The following is a 17,393-nucleotide window of genomic DNA, read 5'->3' as shown; positions in this document are numbered from 1 at the left end:
CATGGTATGGCATACCTGCAAGCGAACACAAGCAACAAATATATCGCTTGAAAATGCTCAATACTGTATGTAATTATAGTATTCATGATGCATAAACAGCTACCCGCGAAATACTATCTAGCGCACGCAAATGAAGTGTTCGACTACGTCAGTGAACACTGCAGCCACTTATTAGATACAGAACATGCTCAATACCTTTCAGTATTCTCACAACTAAATGAAGATGCGCAATGCTTATTAATCAGGCTCCTCACTCGTAAACACACGCTCGTAAAGCGATCGAGCTTAAACTACCCTGAAATAGAGGATATTTCCGCTGCGCTCACTACGCTGGAACAGTCAGGACTAATAAGTCCCGCACTCAATGCTGATTGGAAAACGTTAATGCCCCTGCTGACCAAGCCAGAGCTGATTGAACTACTACTTGAGTCAGGCCACACGTTAAAGGCCTCCAATAGAAAAAGCGTATTACTGGAACACGCCTTAACGAACTTAGACAGTAATACTGCCATTAAGTCAGACGTTATAATCAAGTACATTGCCAGGCGGAAACAATCGATCACTGATTATTTGTTTTTTCTGTTTTTCGGTGACTTACGCAATCGCTTCCAGAAATTTGCCATGCGTGACTTAGGAGTATTAAGAGTCAGGAAAAGTAAACGGCCACCAAGCGCAAGGCATAACGATAAACACGAAGCCAAAATTGCATTTAGGATCCAGTATTACCTTCGCGAATTGACTATAAATCCTGACGGTATCTTCAATGAGGCCGCATTGTTCGCTCACTCCGTCGCTACCCAACCTTCTGATACTGTCTCATCTAGCACCTCATCCAATAGCTCTTCGAATGACAGACTACTGTTAGCACTGGGCGACTACGTGGCGGATGAAGACCCCCAACGGGCCCTTACCCTATGGCAACTCTCAACGCATCCCAAGGCCATCGAGCATTGGGTGCGCTTAAGCTTTCGTAATCTGGGCAAACACGCTTTTGAGGCGCCGCTGACCTTGTTAAGAAGTCGCGCGGACCTTCCTGCGTTGAGTCGACTGTTCATTGAAGATTTCTATTGCCGAAAATATCAGGGCAAGCGCACCAGCATTTACACCGATATGCTGCGGGAGTCCAACAGAACACTGCTGATTGATGAAGCGTTCATAAATAGCGTTGAAGAAGGTGTTATAAACCATTATCAACAGACTGATTCATACGCAACTTTTACGGAAAATGATCTTTGGAAAGCGCTGTTCGCATTTACCTTTTGGGAACTTCTGTATAACCAAAAAAATCACAGTGAATTTGACCGACTGCCTGCCCCATTAAGGTCCAAACATTTCTATCAAGACAACGAACGGTCCATCGAAGAGATATTGTCTTCACTCAAAGACAAGAACAAGAGCATTCGACGATTCACCCATATCGCGGTTAAGCACTACAATTACCCTACTGGGTTATTCCGTTGGCGCAAAGAACTGTTAGAGCCATTGATAAAGTGCTTACAGTATTCACCTGATGGTGCAATTGCAAATACGCTGCGGCGAATCGCACAGAATTTCGAACACGCCAAAGACGGGTATCCTGACATATTGGTAATAGAAAACAATCACCTGCGCTTCGAGGAAATCAAAGCGCCGGGCGATGTATTGAGGCCAAATCAGCTGGTTAGTATTCAACGATTGAGAGAGTCGGGATTTCAGGTTGAACTGACCCAAGTTGAATGGGCCGTTAACCCTGAGCAGGTGTACTCAGTCGTTGATATTGAAACCACAGGGGGCCAAAAATCAGGCAATGCGATCACTGAAATTGCCGTAGTTAAGGTGAAAGGCGGAGAAATTGTTGATCAATGGTCTACCTTAGTAAACCCCCAACAATCCATTCCTAGGCACATCACACACCTGACCGGCATTGATAACAGCATGGTTCGCGATGCACCTATTTTTTCCGAAATTGCCAATACCTTGAAACGGCTATTAGACAATTCAATTTTCGTGGCGCACAACGTTGGGTTCGATTATGGATTCATAAAGGCAGCCTACGATGCTTTAGGACAATCATTCCGTATGCCTAAATATTGTACGGTCAAAAATGCCAGACGAGCCTTCCCTGGTCTAAGGTCCTACAGCTTAGGAAAGCTAACTGAGGCGCTCGATATTGAACTAAACAATCATCACCGCGCATTAGATGATGCCAGAGCTACCGCGCATTTACTAAGGCTGATTCAGGATACGTCAAACAAACCAGTCAATTAAACTGTCGACGTAGTGATAAGACTTAACGGGTCTTAAATCCTAACTGTCATCTTCGATAAACGAACACACCCCTGCTCGATATAGCTCTACCGCGGACTCGGCAGAACCTGTCAGAAGAGCTTTTGACAACGCTATGGTTCTCTTAGCGGCAATTGGAGCAGACCACTCATTCTCCATGATAGGATGTGCCGCTCGGCCTAAGTCGCGAATAACGTGTGGCTCCATCGACACCAATTCATCAATAAGAGAGGTCAAATCGGCATCACGATACAACAACCCATTACGGCCATGTTGAACCAACCATTTCGCAGAACCGAGGTCCGCATTGGCAATCACGCCACAGCCCTGACTCAAGGCTTCGTTTACCACCAACCCCCATCCTTCACCCTGATCGCTTGTCATTAAAAACAAATCGGCGTCCTGCATCGCTTGAAATACCTCGCTCTGCGACCTCCAGCCGGTAAACTCCACCTTGTCTGACACACTAAATTGCTTTGCTGATTGTTCGGTCTGTTCTCTTAGCTCACCATCACCAATCATGGTTAATTTGGCCTTAATGCCCCCGTCAATCAAGCCTTTCAATATCTCCAGCGCTTTCGATGGTTGTTTCACTTGACTAAATCGGGCACACCACAGAAGTGCCAATTCATCATGCCGTTTTTTTTTCACCAACGGAGGGCAATCGATAAAGTAGCCATAACGCCAGCTGCGCCCCTTAAACAGCCCCATGTCGTTCAGGTCTTTAGCTGCATTGCTGCCGATCGCTAAGAAGTGGTAGTTGGGCTTATCAACAGAAAAATAGTTTTTATAGAGGTGAACCATCCTAGAAATTTTTCGTTTCAATGACGGAGGCTTTTTCCACAAACGCTCTTGGCAAGTGAAAGTCAGTTTTCCTGCGTTAATTCTAGCTCTGACGTGTTTTATAGGAAACCGCCCCTGAATAACAACGTCCGCTGAATCAATCCATTTCATGCTTTCTTTCTTAGCGCTTTCTGATTCAGCGTAACGAATAATAAATTCATCTTCGTAATCGTCCTTCCACCCCATTTCTGCCCGAGCCGAGCTTGTTCCTTTGTGCAAGATAATGCGAAATTTATCTGCTCCCAATTCAGACGCCATTGCCCTCGCAAAATGCATCTGATGATAAGAAGCTTGGTTAGTCAAAAATACGAACGTCATAGCAGCAAATGTAATGGATTAAACGCCGCCAAATATTAACAGGTTTCAAGGTCGATTCAATTGCACAGAGCTTGCCATTGAGTTAGTTTTCCTGCTTCAATCATAAGAACAACAAGCTGCACCCAATTAATGAACAATACTGAGGTCGTATACACGCAAAATGGCGTTGAGAAACGCATTTCTCAAAAGCAAGCGATTCAAATGCTCGATCAAATTGCCGCAACGGACATGCAACGCGCTTTAGTTCACTCTCTAAAACTCACTCAAAACAACCCAGATGCCACCGAGTTACTTTGGAGTTTCTATGAGAAATTATTGTCCATGTATATGTTTGAGGAGCTCCTCGAGCTTACTAACAAACGTTTAGTAAATACACCCAATTGCGCGGTGGCGTTTTCATGGAAACTCGATGCTTTAAGGCATATGTTTCGACAGGATGAAGCCATTGAAATGCTGCGTAGCGCCTACCTAAGAGACCCCAACGACCATAATATCGTAACGATGTTAGGCACCTTCTATAAAGATGAAGGCGATTTCGATAAAGCCCTGTCCAGCTTTAACCAGGCCATCACGGTAAACCCCAACTACGCTCCACCATATTGGCATCGAGCAGAACTTTGCTCAGAGCACGCGGAATCCTTAAACCAAGTAACTCGACAGATATCAAATTCACTGGTACATGAAAGTAGAGCCCACTATTTACAGTTCGCAGCTTATAAACACGCGGAACGGCTCGGTGACTTTCAAACTGCCTACGAGCATTTGTGCTTTGGCAACGGCCTTAAGCGAAAAACATTGCATTATGATTTACAGTCAGAAGTGGGCATTGACCGTAAGGCCACTGAAATCTTTACGCCCATAAAACTCAACTCACTCGATAGAGAACAGTCTAGTGACCTAACCCCGATATTTATTATGGGAATGCCGCGCAGCGGCACGACACTGGTCGAACAAATCATTGCCAGTCATAGTGAGGTGGCGGGCGGCGACGAATACACAGCCTTAGCAAATGCCGTTATGCGGGTTCAAAGATCCACTGAGCATACAGGTGGTATTGATGATTGGCTTTCTACTAGAAACACCTCAGACTGGATTAACGTTGGTAAAGCCTACGAACAAAACATGCGTTTCATACGCGGTAACAAAAGGGTATTCACCGATAAAAATCAATTTAACCACCGCTCCGTAGGCGTCATCAAGGCAGCTCTTCCTAATGCCAAAATCATTGTTGTCGATAGACAACCAATGGACGTGCTATTTGGTTGCTACCGACAACTATTTGGCGGCGATGGCGCGCCATTCAGCTACGACTACGATGAACTTGTTGGCCTTTACAAAAGCTATTACAACTTGATCAACTACTGGGATGAGAATACAAATGGACTCATCTATAGGGTACGTTATGAACAGCTCGTTACCGAACCCAAAACAGCCATCGACGGACTATTGAGGTTTTGCGGCCTAAACACTGAGCAAGCTTGTTATGATTTTCACAAGACCAAACGATCCGTTAAAACTCTGAGCAGCTCGCAGGTTCGTGAACCTATCTTTACGCGCGGCATTAATCGCTGGTTAAACTACGAGACACAACTCTCAGGTCTCGTACAAAAGGCGCAAAACGCGGGCATAGAGATAGACTCATAGACAAAGATCTAGGCGGCGAATGTTTGGCTCTCGCTCGTCAGGGACTGCCATTGGAGGTAGCCATCACTGCTAAGCTGATACACGGCCTCGGACGATAAATCGTTAACTATTGTGGCCGCTCTAACGGCATTCAGACTCATTTGTGGGTCAACAATTCCATGGCTCATCAAGCCCATATTCAACGCGTAAATACGATTATTAGGATTGCCTTCCCAACGCACACGATATTGAGGGTCCAGAGCCATTCCATAACTGGCATCACAATCAAACTTCTCAGCCAACGGATATAAATAAGTGGGTACGTGATACTGATACCCTGTACACAAAAGTACGACATCAACCTGTGTTGATTCCCATTGTTCATCAATTTTATTTACATACGCCACATCAAAGCCAGATGCTATCTTGCTTACATTCGTTAACTCGCGACTCGGTTTTATCTGTATTTCGGAATTCAATCCAAGAGAGACTTCGCGCTGATAAAGTGACTGATAAATATCGCGCAAAGTTTCACCTGAGATGCCATCTGACGCCAGTTTTTGCTCTGATAAAAGCTGATCTTTCTTTGCGGGTGGCATTGAAATAAACGCTTCTTGATAGCCAGGTGCGAAAAATTCGTTGGTAAACGGCGTCTCGTCCAGCGGCGCGAGGTTGTTACGCCGACTAATCCACGTAACTGCGGCCGGCTTTCCCCAATTATCGTTGATCAAATTAAGAAAGATTTCGGCACCAGACTGACCGCCACCCACGACAGCAATTCGCTTTCCAGCCAGGTTAAGCTTTCTCAAAGCAATCTCACTGGCATGAAAACAATCATTCCCCATAAACGATGACGCCTCTGGTGGTATTTTTGCTTTCTTTCCCGTCCCTAAGCTTAAATGCTTACTCGTTAGCTCAGAATTATCGGCAAGCCGCACCTGAAAACAGGCGCTTTGTTCACAGTAATCTACTTCGCGCACTTCGCCGCCAGAACGAACATGCTCCATTCGGCTCGACGCCCATTTTAGATACAGGTCAAATTCCTGCCGGCTCACCGCCGATTGATCAGCGTGCAGAAACCGGTAGAACCGCCCCGATTCCACCAAGTAGTTTAAGAAAGAATGGCGATTTGTGGGATCCACTCCAGTGACCAAATCTCTCAAGTAACTATTCTGTAGCTTAGCGCCAGGCAACATCATTCCTGGATGCCATTGATATTGTTTCTGCCTTTCCAAAAAGCACGTTTTCAAACCCGTAGGTTCTAACAGAGCCGCTAGGCTTAGATTAAAAGGCCCCGCTCCAATTCCAACTAGGTCGTACATCATGCGACATTCTCCTGCACCGCTTTATCAACGTTAATTTGTTCTGCGAGAAACAAAGGGTTCTTAATATCACTCCCTCTAATTGGTATTGGGCGCTCTGCCGAATCTTCGTAACCTTGTTGTAAACGAACCCGATTTATACACAACTTAGCGATGTCATTCGAAAACAAATTAAACCGTTGATGCTGCTCCTGCGAACTGGATTCCCTGCATTGATAGGCGCGCAGCTCTTTGGCTAATAACGAGTAGAATTCAACCTCTGAAAACTTAAACCGAGTAAAACAAAGGCCTGACAAAAAGCGCAGTGCGGTGACAAAATTCCCTGTCTGTAAATCATGAATCAAATATTCAGGCGGCAAGGTATCAATGGCCTCAAGCGCATTAGACGACAAGCCATCTCTCGATTTATAGTGCTTTTCATCCAACCTTAAATCACCTTGAAAATCCTTCAACGCCATAGCCACAACACGCCCTTGCTCCAGCACTAAGGTTATATTTTGCCCGTGAGCTACCAAACCAATTCCATGGTGACAAAGAAGGTGGTACAGCGGAACGACCATAGCCCTAAACAGCTCTCCAAGCCAGTCGTCCAGACCGAGTCCAGACTGCTCCAACCACGTATTAAGAAGTGGTGTGCCTGCGTTATCAGTTTGCCAGAGTGCTCCAAGCATGACGGCCTGCTGTCCGTGCTCAAGATACTTAGCGACCGGTTCACGCCAAATTGCACCTAGGAGTTCATTGTAGCGATACGGGGCTTCGCCTAGTTGACGATAGAGGTTCTGGGGAAGATGAACGCCTGCTACCTCCTGCAAGACATAGGTATTTGAAAGCTCCGAATCATTAACGCAAATACCCTTTAGCCACGCCGACAGCTCAGCGCCGATGCGAATATATCTCGCTGGAATACCTCGAAAACACGACGTATTTAACACCGTTAACGGTAACTTAATATCCAAATTCTCTTCAGCTCGCCTGTTCGCCAACGTACGGAGAGATTGCTGGGGCAGAAAGTTATCGCCTAAGTAACCTAAATCCACCAGCGCTCCATTGGCCAATTCTTTGGCAAACAACGTCTTAATTTTATGTTCCCATTGCCACGGGTGCACGGGAATAAACGACCAAGAATCAACCGGCTCGGCTAGCAGTTCAGACACGGCCTGCAACTGGGCTGTTGAAACGCTGTTCGCTAACAACTTGATCGGACTCCAGTCTTTTTGATAGCCACTCTGCAACAGGTCACTCTGCGTTGCCAGCCAACGTAACTGTATGCTAGGGCTGTGTTCAGGCGCATAGGATTTATGTTCTGATACTCCCCACCCCATGCGGCCTTTATTTGCAATCGCCTTCGGATGGCCTTCAAAATACGCTTGCTGTTCATTGAAATTCAGAAGCGCGATACGCTCTGCAGACCACGTGCTCCGATTTTTACGCAGCTCTGCGTCAGAGACAAGTCCATTACTTGTTTCCTCAATTAAATTGGCCAAAACAATATCGGTCAGTTGCAATTCACTTTTAGCGTCGATCAGTAACTGCAACGGACATGTCGCTAAACTATTATTGCGCTGGATAGACTTAGGCTTGATCAGCCAATGTCCCCATATAGAAAGGTCACCGATGAAGGCGTACACATGGCCGCTGTGCAACAAAATTTCTTGGCGATTTCCATGACTCTCACACAATATTGCTTCTTCGTATAGCAATTCAGAAAGATTTTTCTCCAGCAGCATTCTTGCTGCTTCACGATAAAACTTATTCATAATTTCACCGTTTCATAAAAGTCGTTTCGAGTCAGCTGCATTAAGGCGGACCGCTTGTGAGGGAAATCAAATTCACACATCTTTTGATACGGTATTTGTTCGGCATAACGCAACAACATTAAGTTATCAGCTCTGGGTTCTCCCATTAGGCGCTCAGTCGCTGAGTGGTCTGAAAACAAGTAGTCACAAAGCCCTTTTATCCAGGTCAGCGTGTTTTTCCGCCCAAGATGTTGCCTGGACCCTGTTAGTCCATGCCAACCACGATCAAACTCATCGCTATCGTAATACGCGCCAAGACGATCTTCCTTGCACCAGTACGCCTCAAAGTAACCAAAAGGTTGATCGTTGAGATATCCGATTAACCCAAGCGTGTGGGGATCATGTAATTGATCAAGCAGGTATTTGGCCAATGTATCTTCCGATTCGGCCATTTCCCAAAAACGCGACACCAAAGGGTCATTTTGCCAACGATGAAACGTTGCCAAGTCCTGTTCTGGGTCTATTGCTTTAAAGCTGATTTTTCGATCAAACTCGGTATCTACGCGATCATAAACCCAACCTTCTGGTTTGATGGGTCGTGTAGGGTGTCTTACTGCAGCAGAATGACCCGGTTGCAAATATTTTTTCGGCCTTAGGGTAGTGGTGTAACTCTGATTAAGTTGTTCACTCTCTTCACTGTAGGGTTGAAGCGAATCGGTTATGGACATGCTCGTACTGTCTCCGTAATGGCGGTTGTCGGTGTGGCGAATTAGGCTGATCTAGATAATTTCAACGGGTTGTTTAATGGCAAATACAGCTCTAAGGGGTTTGTCATCGTGTTTTCATTGGTATCTCGTAGGCTGCATAACAAATTCCCTTTCACGTGCAAGAAATCACTCTCTAACAGCATATCGAGACACGAAGTGTCTTTCGGGTTACGCCTTCGTAACTCGTCTATAAACTGGTGTGTGGAGGTCAATAATTCTGACTCATTCAGCAATCCGTCTTGAGAGATAGCCGCGACAGTGGCAAACAACGTATTGACGACTAAATAATACGAAAACAAATTATTAGCCATCGTCTCATTCAGTTGATTACGATTATCTGCAAACGCGGCGACTACGGTTTGATGCCTCTGTACTCCTAAGGCCGAAAATCCAGTCCCTTGACAATCTCTGTAATAAAAATGATCAGGATTAAAGTCTCTCAATTTCAGTAAGGTATTTTGTTGATGAGCTCCAAAGAGTAGCCCCTCTTCGGCTTGAGCCATCAACAAAGGTTCCAGAGCAACCATCAGAAACCGCTGATACCAGTCTCGAGCAGCGACATCTACGCTGGTCTTCTCCAAAGTCGCCTTTGCTTTAATAATGTTCGCCAACTGGCTAGTTTTACCTGCTGGCGGTAACTGACATAGTGATCCCAACATAAACACTTGTTGATCATGACCTTCAGTAAAAAGATTGTCTCGCAAGACAGTGATAGTATTAATCATGGGCTGGCCGTTTTCATCTTTCAACGCCAACCAGGCCGGCTCACGAATGACACTAAAGCTAGGGTACCGCTCGGAAAACGCTCTCCCGAGTTCACTGTCCCAAACATCAACCACCTGCAATCCGCGCTCTACCTCATGCGGTAACAAGTGACGTACAGAATTGGTCAACTGAACACTCAAGGAATACTTCAACATGTAGGGCGAATTTCTTCGATAAATACAACGAAGTGATGAAGTGGCCGTCCACACATCTCCTCGTTCACCGAAATCTCGAATCAAACCGTCACTAATCAATTGCTTAACTCGCGGCTCTTGTAGGAGTTTTTCAGCCTGCCAGGGGTGCAATGGCCATGGAAGATCAGCTCCGAAATCACGCTTAGAAAGTCCTGTTAGCTCCGCATCACTTTCCACAATACTCCACAACCGTCTCTCCAGACTTTCTCCTCGGCACTCTGAAAAAACCACACTAGGCGCAACGGCTAACCACCGCAATGCAAATTTCCCTTGATGTTCAGGAGAATAGGTCACACTGTCTTGGTCACTAAATCCACCCTTCGCTCGTGGACATGGGTGACTAGGATGCCCACCCAATAGGGCCTGATCACTGTCAATAAAATTACTGGTCACCGAAAAGACGTCGTTGAGTCGCCGTCTTTCCATTAACTTTTGAACTTCCGAAACACTTTGCTGCACCCGCGACGGCAGCACGGCCGCTTGCTGCTCTTCCTCTCTATCCAAGCCTTCTTGACACAGTAATTGCGCTGCTTGAACTAACCCTATGGGCTTTAATGACGTTTTACTTGCATACCACCAAGATTGATAACATCGGTAAACCGACGCTTGGCCTGCGGATGCTATGGGAATTAGTAGGCAGCGATTACCCGTCAATGGATACTTAACCAAGGGGTCAGTGTCTTCAGGCATTGCTCGCCACCACTCATGATGGGATTCTAGCCAAGTCCAGTTACTGGATTCTTTCAGCATTGCATTGGCAAAGCTTGACGCTGCATACGCAAAGCCCATCATCGCTTCGCCGTCCTGCTCGCTGAAGTCGCCAAGGGAAGGTTTCATATTCAGTCCTATAACTATGTAATCTCGAGCTGAAGCATAATGGGACATTTATGCAAATGCAAATGATTATCATTTATATTTGCATTTGATTGAGTTAATCGCTAACCTCTTGCGCGACACCCATGTATACCTTAGACAGAACGACGGAATGTCCGAAAGAAAAACACTCACTAAGTTAATGATCTTCGCTGCACTGCTAGGCTGCGGACAGACAGCTCTACTCGTGTGTCTTCCTTCTCTATCGAGTATAACGAAGTTAAATACCGCTCAAATGGCCAGCGTTGTTGCACTTGGTAGTGGCATGTTTCTAATCGGTAATCCAGTATGGGGCTATCTATCCGATCGTTGGTCGCGCAGAGGCGCGTTGCTGGTAGGCGTAGCCGGGTATGCCATTAGCTTTCTGGTCATCGCTCTCGCTCTACACCAAACGCCAGAATCGCAGACTAAACACACTTTTTACTTGCTCCTAGCCGCGCGATTGATCTATGGCTTAACCGCATCATCCATTTACCCCACAATACAAGCATGGGCGCTGGATAGCCTGAGTAAAAATACAACGCCTCAGGATGAGGTGCTGGCAACCAAAACCTTAACTCAACTGGCTGCGGCTGTTAACGCTGGCCGACTGGCAGGGCCAGTAATCGCAGCACCCTTACTGATATTTGGCCCAGTATGGGTATTGTTGGCTTTATCGCTGTTCGCGACATTTCTCGCCGTTCTTGTGACGGCGATCCCAAATGCAGTAACGCACTTTCGTGTGCCGCCCAAGAGGGAGGCCACGACCACGATTTGGCTGCTGCTGTTGGCTGGCATCACGCTAACAATGATCTTGGGAGCATTGCAATACAGTCTGGGTTTTTTACTGAGTGAGTATCTTACTTCGAGCAAAGAGGCTGGGATAACAACGGCACTCGTATTAATCTTCTGCACGCTGTTTATATTATCCCTACAAGTATGTATTACCAGCAAGTTAAATGAACCTTGGGTTAACGCCGTTCCTTTAGCATGTTTAAGCCTAATTACGGGGTGCGCTCTGTTGTTTGTAAACTCCTTGGTCACACTTTTAATTGCAGTGATCATGATTTCCAGTGCTGCCGCAACGTTGGCACCAATATATCAAAGCGAGGCGGCTAAAGGCGTGGGCAGCCGAGGCCGCACGATCGGTTTGTTTGGAATGGCTCATGCGTTGGGAGGCAGCCTTGGCACTTGGGTAGCTGGCTGGTTACTTCTGGATAGCAATCTCCCTCTGTTTATCGGAATAGGCGTGTTAAGCGTAATCAGCTCTCTGATGCTGCTACCTCGCAGCCTTAAATATCGCCAACGAACTAAAACGTTGCTACCTAGCTAGTACAATTGCATAAATCCGGTGCGCGTAGCAACCGCCGCGTGCGGCTAGACCGGTTCCGGCTTAGTCTCTCGACAGCGCGCGGAAATCAAACGTCAGTATTATCGCTCTCTGTGCGTGTGATAAACCTGATTAACCCACCGCCAAAATACGCGCTCGTCCATACCCACAGACTGCTCAATAGCTCGTGGAGGAAGCGTCATTAATTTACTGCAGCTGTACTCCATCGGCCCAACTAACGGAGCAAGCAGACTGGCTGCAGCGATATCGGCGCGCGTCAACGAATCGCCCACCAGAAATGAATCTTCGTGGTCGATCAAGGACTCCAACCACGTTATCTCTTCTTCAACGATCGCTAAGGACTCAAGCCCTTGCTGGTAGCCGAGATCCATCCGTTTGATCATCAACTTGCAAATGACGGGCCACTTTATGGTCAGCTTAACCTTCTCCCAAATAGACAGCCCTTCCATGAAAATAGGTTTAACCGTATGCGGGCACTCTATAATGGCCTCAGAATAAAACCAACGCCGAATATGTACACCAAGCTTGTCGTCTAAGCGCTTTTCAATCGCAAGTACGTCTTGATTGTGCGAGCCCAGCGATTGTTCGCCCTTTGCCTGTTTCTCAGCCCAACTGATGATTTCATCAGAACCTTGAATAACGCGATCACCATCTTGTAAAAAAGGGACAGAACCACGTTTTAAACCCAAACCTTGTGCTACCTGTAAATGCGTACCCGGGGCCAATATTCGCACCTCTGCGTCGATCCCAAGATGCGTTAGAGCCCACCTTGCTTTTTCGCAGTAGTGAGAGATGGTAAATATGTAAAGTACGGGTTTGGACATAGTAAAGGAGCCGATGTTTGAATTGATTTAAACGCTAAGAATGCAGTTATCGCATAGCGCGGTCTAGCTTAGAAAATTGAGTAACAGCATACAGATATTGCGGGTTAATCCACTAGCTTAGGATTACCGATCACGTAATTTCGGCTAGCTGAACTCCTAATTTGATCGATATCAAATGACGCATTACGCCACTGCTCCGTCACGAACAATTCAGCCTGGTCGGAATAATGTGGAGACTCCATGTCTAATGTGGCACTGCCAAACTGATGCAACACTTTTGCGTCTTGCTTTCCATTCTGATCCCATGCAATGAGCGCCATCCAAGTATCTCCTGCCGTCGCATAGGCCTTTTCATCTGGTTTGTAGCCCAGAGAGTAGATGGCCCTTAGCGCATCAGGCCCTCCGCTGACTGGCTGATTGAAATCACCTCGCTGCAGCCGATTTACTTCCCCCCACAAAGGATCTAAACGACCATAGTTTTGAGTCAAATAGGCTGCAGCCCTCTCGGTAGCCGCTCTCAAAACTTGAGGCGAACGATCGTCTTTATCTTTGTTTGCATGAAGCTCACGAAGAACAGAAATTGCTATGGCAGTATGACGGTTTTCGATGTTAGCCTGACGATTCCACGCTTTAATCAATGACTGTGCTTCGAGCAGAAGGTCAGAGTCCGACCAATTTTGCACCATCACTTTATTGAGAGTAAGCAGATAATCGGATCGTTCAGAATACTCAACATCGAATTTCTGTTTAAGTATTTCGGCTTCGCTCAAAGGTGTCACTCCGTCATTGAGTTCAATAAAACGCCAGGACCGGTTTGTTTGGTTTCGAGCCAACCCCATTGATTGCGGGAAGTTCTCTGGGCGTAAGTTGTCATCTCCATCGGTCGCACTGAATGGTGTATTGTTAGCATTGAACACCAGACCGGAACTTGGATTCATTAGTTTGGGAACCTGACTAAACGATCGATACCCTTGCCAAATTAGATCACTACGGTCACCAGGAAGCCCCTTAGACCAATCCCACCCCTCCAATCGATCTGGGTATTGAGCATTGTGTATGAAACCAATATTGCTTTCTTTGTCAGCGTAAACATAATTAATGCTCGGCAATTGCTGCAGCGACATGGCTTGCATGAATTCTGCCAAATTGGTCGCTTGATTTAGTCTTGCGTATTGCTCTAACTGGCCGATTTCATCCATGCCGGCGTAGCGCAACGCATATGCTTTACCATTCACTTTAATTACCGGCCCGTGTTGACTCCTCAACACGGTTCGTTTGGCGGGAAACCGAAAATTACTCCACAGTTTAACTAACAGAGTGACTTCTTTGGATTCGAAGTCATACCATTTACCATCAAGCAGGTATTGGTTCGAATTCTCTGGATTGAGAGTTAATAGATATTCGTCAGTAAGATCGATGTGGTTTACGGTATTCGCCCACCCCAAATTTTCCGTGAACCCATGCAATATTACCGGTGTTCCAGGGAATACCCCTCCTTGAATTTTCCAACCTGTTTGGGCATGTAAATGAGCCTCATACCATGCCACTGGCCCCGTCATTGGCTGATGTGAGTTTATCAACAAGCGTGTCGAATTATCAGTAGATCTTTTCGCCGAAACGGCCAAGGCATTCGAACCAAGCTCAGGGCTGGCTTGATTGCTAACTGTCCACGCTGAGGTTGTAGAAGTCGGCGCCAGAGCGAGTTCCAATTGAGTCGACTCATCAAACAAATTCAGTAGAGGCTTATCGAGACCATAGAAAAACGGTGTTTTGAAAACAAACCCGGCGACAACATCTTCGGCTGTAAAGGGCGGTAAACCAAGCCATGTGCTTTCAGGGTTTTCGGCGGCGTATAGATTGATCCCTGCGGCATAGGCTTCTGCAATTTCTTTAATGTCAGCCGGAACTCCTTCGTAATGGCGAGATACCGTACCCCACACATCCATTAATTGAACCATGTAGTCCGTTGGCGCGGCAACTCGCCCTCGGTATCTGGCCAACACGCCTCGCGTAGCAGCGACGGTTTCTTGTATTGTTTCAAAATCATCTTCAGCGTGAGCATACGCCAAGCCAAATGAGGTGTCCGAGTTACGCAACCCGACAATATGAGGAACACCCCATACATCTCGTAGAATTTCAGCCCTAAAGTGTTGGCTTCCCTCGCTAAGTTCTTGAAAGCTTGGAGCCTCTGGCATTGGCTTCCATAACCAGACAGCCGTCGCTGCAAGCAACATCAACGACGCAGCCACGCTGACCTGTACTATCTTTTTCATCGCTTTCATTGTCTTAACCCCTGGCAGAATAGACTTAAGTGAGCCATTAACTATTTTATTTATTCTATCTGTTCAATAACGCCGTTTATTCTCAAACACTCTATACTTGATACAAAATTTCAACAATCAATAAATTGCGATATGCGATCAGCTCTTATACTCCTTTCTCTGATACTGTTTACGATTAATGACGCCGCACGGTCAGAACGGCCCGATCAAGTCGAATACCCGACCTACTATGCAAACGTCAATGGTCTGACCATTGCTTATCAAGAGTTTGGCGATCCAGAGCACGAAACCATCATGTTGGTGATGGGCTTAGGAGGCCAGCTTATTCATTGGGACGATGATCTTGTATGGCAATTAACCGATGCCGGATTTCACGTCATTCGATTCGATAACCGAGATGCCGGCTGGTCATCAAAACTCTACCACGAGAGCACACCTGGAATTTTGACGGGCTTACGGTACAAACTAGGTATGTCACTAGGCTCTCCCTATAAGCTCGACGACATGGCAGACGATGCGCTCGGGCTGTTGGCGCATTTAAACGTGAAAACTGCCCACGTGGTTGGTATGTCAATGGGTGGGATGATAGCGCAAATAATGGCCGCTAAAGACCCAGACAAAATCCAATCACTAACGTCAATCATGTCCTCAAGCAGCGCAGAACATCTACCTGCCGGAACCGTAGATTTAAACTTATCAGACCGAAGTGACCAAACTCGGGAGCAAGCTATTTTAGCCTCCGCTACGATAGGACAACAAATTGACGGAACCGTTGCTGAACTAAACGAGTCACAATGGATAGCGTTAACGGCTCGCAGCTATGATCGATCACACTATCCAGAAGGGTTTGGTAGGCAGTTTTGGGCCATATTAGATTCGGGCGATCGCGTGGAGCTACTAAAATCCATTAAGCAGCCAGCGTTGGTGATTCATGGTAAAGCCGATAATTTGTTACCCTATCAGCATGGAGAGCACACCGCCGAGCTAATCTCTGACAGCCGCTTACTCTTAATAGAAGGAATGGGGCACTACATCGACCGCCTGAATAAACCACTAATTGTAAAAGAAATAATAAAAATCGCATCAAAGTGAATCCAAATTAGAACTTCGCGCATCTAAATCAGTATGAACGGCTCAAAAACAGCCGAAATTATTGATTTAACCAATTAGTGAGGCACAGATAGCTCGGTAACGAGCTAAGGAGAACTTGATGCGAAATTCTATTAAATTGTTATTGGCGACTACCCTTTTGGCGGTGAGTTTAACGGGCGTCGTGAGTTCAGCACAGGCAAAACAGGCTAAAGACAGAAAAGCGTATTTCTTACTTGGGGATCCACGACCGGGGTCAAAATTCAAGCAAAAGCTTTTTCGTTCGGATGTACCTTTTGACAAAAGCTATTCAGAATTAACGCCAACACTAAAAGAACGAGTAAAAACCCCGTATGGTGGCTTAAAAGACAGTGAACACCCTCCGTTTCCAGTGGAAGGCACTGAAGTTATTTATCGCCCGCTCTACAAAGCCAACTTGGAACTTAAAAAAGAGGGTGACGTGCTCGCTATTGCGATGATCAGTCCAACCGGTAAAGTTGAAAATGTGACGGTGTATAAAGCCCCAACTCCAAACATTGCCACGATGCTCAGCTATATCATTACCAACACTGAATTTGATCCAGCAACGTGTGATGGCAAACCATGCCAAATGGAATATTTGTTCGAAAACAAAATTGAGACTAAACCGAACTGGGCTAGATAACACCTATCAGCTCGCGAAGGAAGTACCATCAAGGTCTAACGCTATTCAGTTATCAGTCTTGACTGAATAGCGTGCCTTCAAGTCAGCCAACCCTTCAATGATCAAGTTTTTAAGAACCGAAGGGTCAACATCGTCCAATCGTTTAAGATACAAACACGACTTACCTAACTTATGCGGCCCTAATTTTTCCAGCAATGGCGCCGCTTTTTTGTATCCGGGAATAATATAGAGCACCGGCCCTGACTTTCGCATGGCAAATCCTGTTGCTAGCATTTCGCCTTCATCACCATTTGCTCTGTAGTAGGTATATTGCCCATAACCAACAATACTGCCCCCCCACATTTTGGGTTCCATCCCAGTTGCCTCACGGAATAATAGGTCTAGCTCAACTGCCTGTTTCTTAGTTTTTTCTGATTCAATGCTCTCAATGTAAATCTGCGGAGACACGTCATTCTGACTCGTCTTTAATGTGACTTTCTTGGGCATTACTCCTCCATT

13 protein-coding genes are annotated in these 17,393 nt (G+C 46.2%); 5 read left to right on the top strand and 8 right to left on the bottom strand.

Features of this window, described 5'->3' with window-relative positions; all coding sequences use genetic code 11:
• The first annotated feature begins 84 nt into the window (after window positions 1-84).
• Window positions 85-2,247 (top strand): exonuclease domain-containing protein, encoded by a 2,163-nt coding sequence (locus tag ABWW54_RS08565; protein WP_353411832.1) that lies wholly within the window; start codon window positions 85-87, stop codon window positions 2,245-2,247.
• Window positions 2,248-2,286: 39 nt separating this feature from the next.
• Here ABWW54_RS08565 and ABWW54_RS08560 read toward each other — a convergent pair whose 3' ends face one another.
• Window positions 2,287-3,366: a glycosyltransferase family 4 protein gene (locus tag ABWW54_RS08560; RefSeq protein WP_353411831.1), complete on the bottom strand. Its 1,080-nt coding sequence runs from the start codon at window positions 3,364-3,366 to the stop codon at window positions 2,287-2,289.
• 189 nt (window positions 3,367-3,555) lie between these two features.
• On the opposite strand from ABWW54_RS08560, the gene ABWW54_RS08555 reads away from it, so the two are divergent.
• The gene (locus tag ABWW54_RS08555; protein ID WP_353411830.1) at window positions 3,556-5,070 is read left to right on the top strand and encodes a sulfotransferase; all 1,515 of its coding nucleotides are present in this window, start codon (window positions 3,556-3,558) and stop codon (window positions 5,068-5,070) included.
• 8 nt (window positions 5,071-5,078) lie between these two features.
• Here ABWW54_RS08555 and ABWW54_RS08550 read toward each other — a convergent pair whose 3' ends face one another.
• The 4 genes from ABWW54_RS08550 to ABWW54_RS08535 are packed head-to-tail and all read right to left on the bottom strand — an operon-like array spanning window position 5,079 to window position 10,670.
• Window positions 5,079-6,374 (bottom strand): lysine N(6)-hydroxylase/L-ornithine N(5)-oxygenase family protein, encoded by a 1,296-nt coding sequence (locus ABWW54_RS08550; RefSeq protein WP_353411829.1) that lies wholly within the window; start codon window positions 6,372-6,374, stop codon window positions 5,079-5,081.
• The gene (locus ABWW54_RS08545) at window positions 6,371-8,128 is read right to left on the bottom strand and encodes an IucA/IucC family protein (protein WP_353411828.1); all 1,758 of its coding nucleotides are present in this window, start codon (window positions 8,126-8,128) and stop codon (window positions 6,371-6,373) included. Before ABWW54_RS08545 ends, ABWW54_RS08550 begins: the two co-directional genes overlap by 4 nt.
• The gene (locus ABWW54_RS08540; RefSeq protein ID WP_353411827.1) at window positions 8,125-8,835 is read right to left on the bottom strand and encodes a GNAT family N-acetyltransferase; all 711 of its coding nucleotides are present in this window, start codon (window positions 8,833-8,835) and stop codon (window positions 8,125-8,127) included. The genes ABWW54_RS08545 and ABWW54_RS08540 overlap by 4 nt, the downstream gene beginning before the upstream one ends.
• Window positions 8,836-8,876: 41 nt before the next feature.
• Window positions 8,877-10,670: an IucA/IucC family protein gene (locus ABWW54_RS08535; RefSeq protein WP_353411826.1), complete on the bottom strand. Its 1,794-nt coding sequence runs from the start codon at window positions 10,668-10,670 to the stop codon at window positions 8,877-8,879.
• A 148-nt stretch (window positions 10,671-10,818) separates the two neighbouring features.
• On the opposite strand from ABWW54_RS08535, the gene ABWW54_RS08530 reads away from it, so the two are divergent.
• Window positions 10,819-12,018, top strand: coding sequence for an MFS transporter (locus ABWW54_RS08530; RefSeq protein ID WP_353411825.1), 1,200 nt, complete (start codon window positions 10,819-10,821; stop codon window positions 12,016-12,018).
• Window positions 12,019-12,116: 98 nt separating this feature from the next.
• On the opposite strand, the gene ABWW54_RS08525 is transcribed toward ABWW54_RS08530, so the two are convergent.
• Both ABWW54_RS08525 and ABWW54_RS08520 read right to left on the bottom strand, forming a co-directional pair.
• A complete protein-coding gene (locus ABWW54_RS08525; protein WP_353411824.1) occupies window positions 12,117-12,860 on the bottom strand; it encodes a glutathione S-transferase family protein in 744 nt (247 codons plus the stop codon).
• A gap of 104 nt (window positions 12,861-12,964) precedes the next feature.
• Complete coding sequence (locus ABWW54_RS08520; protein ID WP_353411823.1) at window positions 12,965-15,142, bottom strand: penicillin acylase family protein; 2,178 nt, start codon at window positions 15,140-15,142, stop codon at window positions 12,965-12,967.
• Between the two features lie 132 nt (window positions 15,143-15,274).
• Here ABWW54_RS08520 and ABWW54_RS08515 point away from each other — a divergent pair, with 132 nt between their 5' ends.
• Both ABWW54_RS08515 and ABWW54_RS08510 read left to right on the top strand, forming a co-directional pair.
• Window positions 15,275-16,234, top strand: coding sequence for an alpha/beta fold hydrolase (locus ABWW54_RS08515; RefSeq protein WP_353411822.1), 960 nt, complete (start codon window positions 15,275-15,277; stop codon window positions 16,232-16,234).
• 118 nt (window positions 16,235-16,352) lie between these two features.
• Window positions 16,353-16,895 (top strand): hypothetical protein, encoded by a 543-nt coding sequence (locus ABWW54_RS08510; RefSeq protein ID WP_353411821.1) that lies wholly within the window; start codon window positions 16,353-16,355, stop codon window positions 16,893-16,895.
• A 45-nt stretch (window positions 16,896-16,940) separates the two neighbouring features.
• Here ABWW54_RS08510 and ABWW54_RS08505 read toward each other — a convergent pair whose 3' ends face one another.
• A complete protein-coding gene (locus ABWW54_RS08505; protein WP_353411820.1) occupies window positions 16,941-17,381 on the bottom strand; it encodes a DUF1801 domain-containing protein in 441 nt (146 codons plus the stop codon).
• Window positions 17,382-17,393: the final 12 nt, after the last annotated feature.

The organism is Arenicella sp. 4NH20-0111, from assembly GCF_040366405.1.
In the GTDB taxonomy this organism is placed as follows: domain Bacteria; phylum Pseudomonadota; class Gammaproteobacteria; order Arenicellales; family Arenicellaceae; genus Arenicella.
This window is presented reverse-complemented; position numbering and strand designations above follow the sequence as displayed.

Coding starts and splice junctions, on each gene's coding strand:
- ABWW54_RS08565 (WP_353411832.1), top strand. CDS start 85: ATGATGCATAAACAGCTACCCGCGAAATACTATCTAGCGCACGCAAAT.
- ABWW54_RS08560 (WP_353411831.1), bottom strand. CDS start 3,366: ATGGCGTCTGAATTGGGAGCAGATAAATTTCGCATTATCTTGCACAAA.
- ABWW54_RS08555 (WP_353411830.1), top strand. CDS start 3,556: ATGAACAATACTGAGGTCGTATACACGCAAAATGGCGTTGAGAAACGC.
- ABWW54_RS08550 (WP_353411829.1), bottom strand. CDS start 6,374: ATGATGTACGACCTAGTTGGAATTGGAGCGGGGCCTTTTAATCTAAGC.
- ABWW54_RS08545 (WP_353411828.1), bottom strand. CDS start 8,128: ATGAATAAGTTTTATCGTGAAGCAGCAAGAATGCTGCTGGAGAAAAAT.
- ABWW54_RS08540 (WP_353411827.1), bottom strand. CDS start 8,835: ATGTCCATAACCGATTCGCTTCAACCCTACAGTGAAGAGAGTGAACAA.
- ABWW54_RS08535 (WP_353411826.1), bottom strand. CDS start 10,670: ATGAAACCTTCCCTTGGCGACTTCAGCGAGCAGGACGGCGAAGCGATG.
- ABWW54_RS08530 (WP_353411825.1), top strand. CDS start 10,819: ATGTCCGAAAGAAAAACACTCACTAAGTTAATGATCTTCGCTGCACTG.
- ABWW54_RS08525 (WP_353411824.1), bottom strand. CDS start 12,860: ATGTCCAAACCCGTACTTTACATATTTACCATCTCTCACTACTGCGAA.
- ABWW54_RS08520 (WP_353411823.1), bottom strand. CDS start 15,142: ATGAAAGCGATGAAAAAGATAGTACAGGTCAGCGTGGCTGCGTCGTTG.
- ABWW54_RS08515 (WP_353411822.1), top strand. CDS start 15,275: ATGCGATCAGCTCTTATACTCCTTTCTCTGATACTGTTTACGATTAAT.
- ABWW54_RS08510 (WP_353411821.1), top strand. CDS start 16,353: ATGCGAAATTCTATTAAATTGTTATTGGCGACTACCCTTTTGGCGGTG.
- ABWW54_RS08505 (WP_353411820.1), bottom strand. CDS start 17,381: ATGCCCAAGAAAGTCACATTAAAGACGAGTCAGAATGACGTGTCTCCG.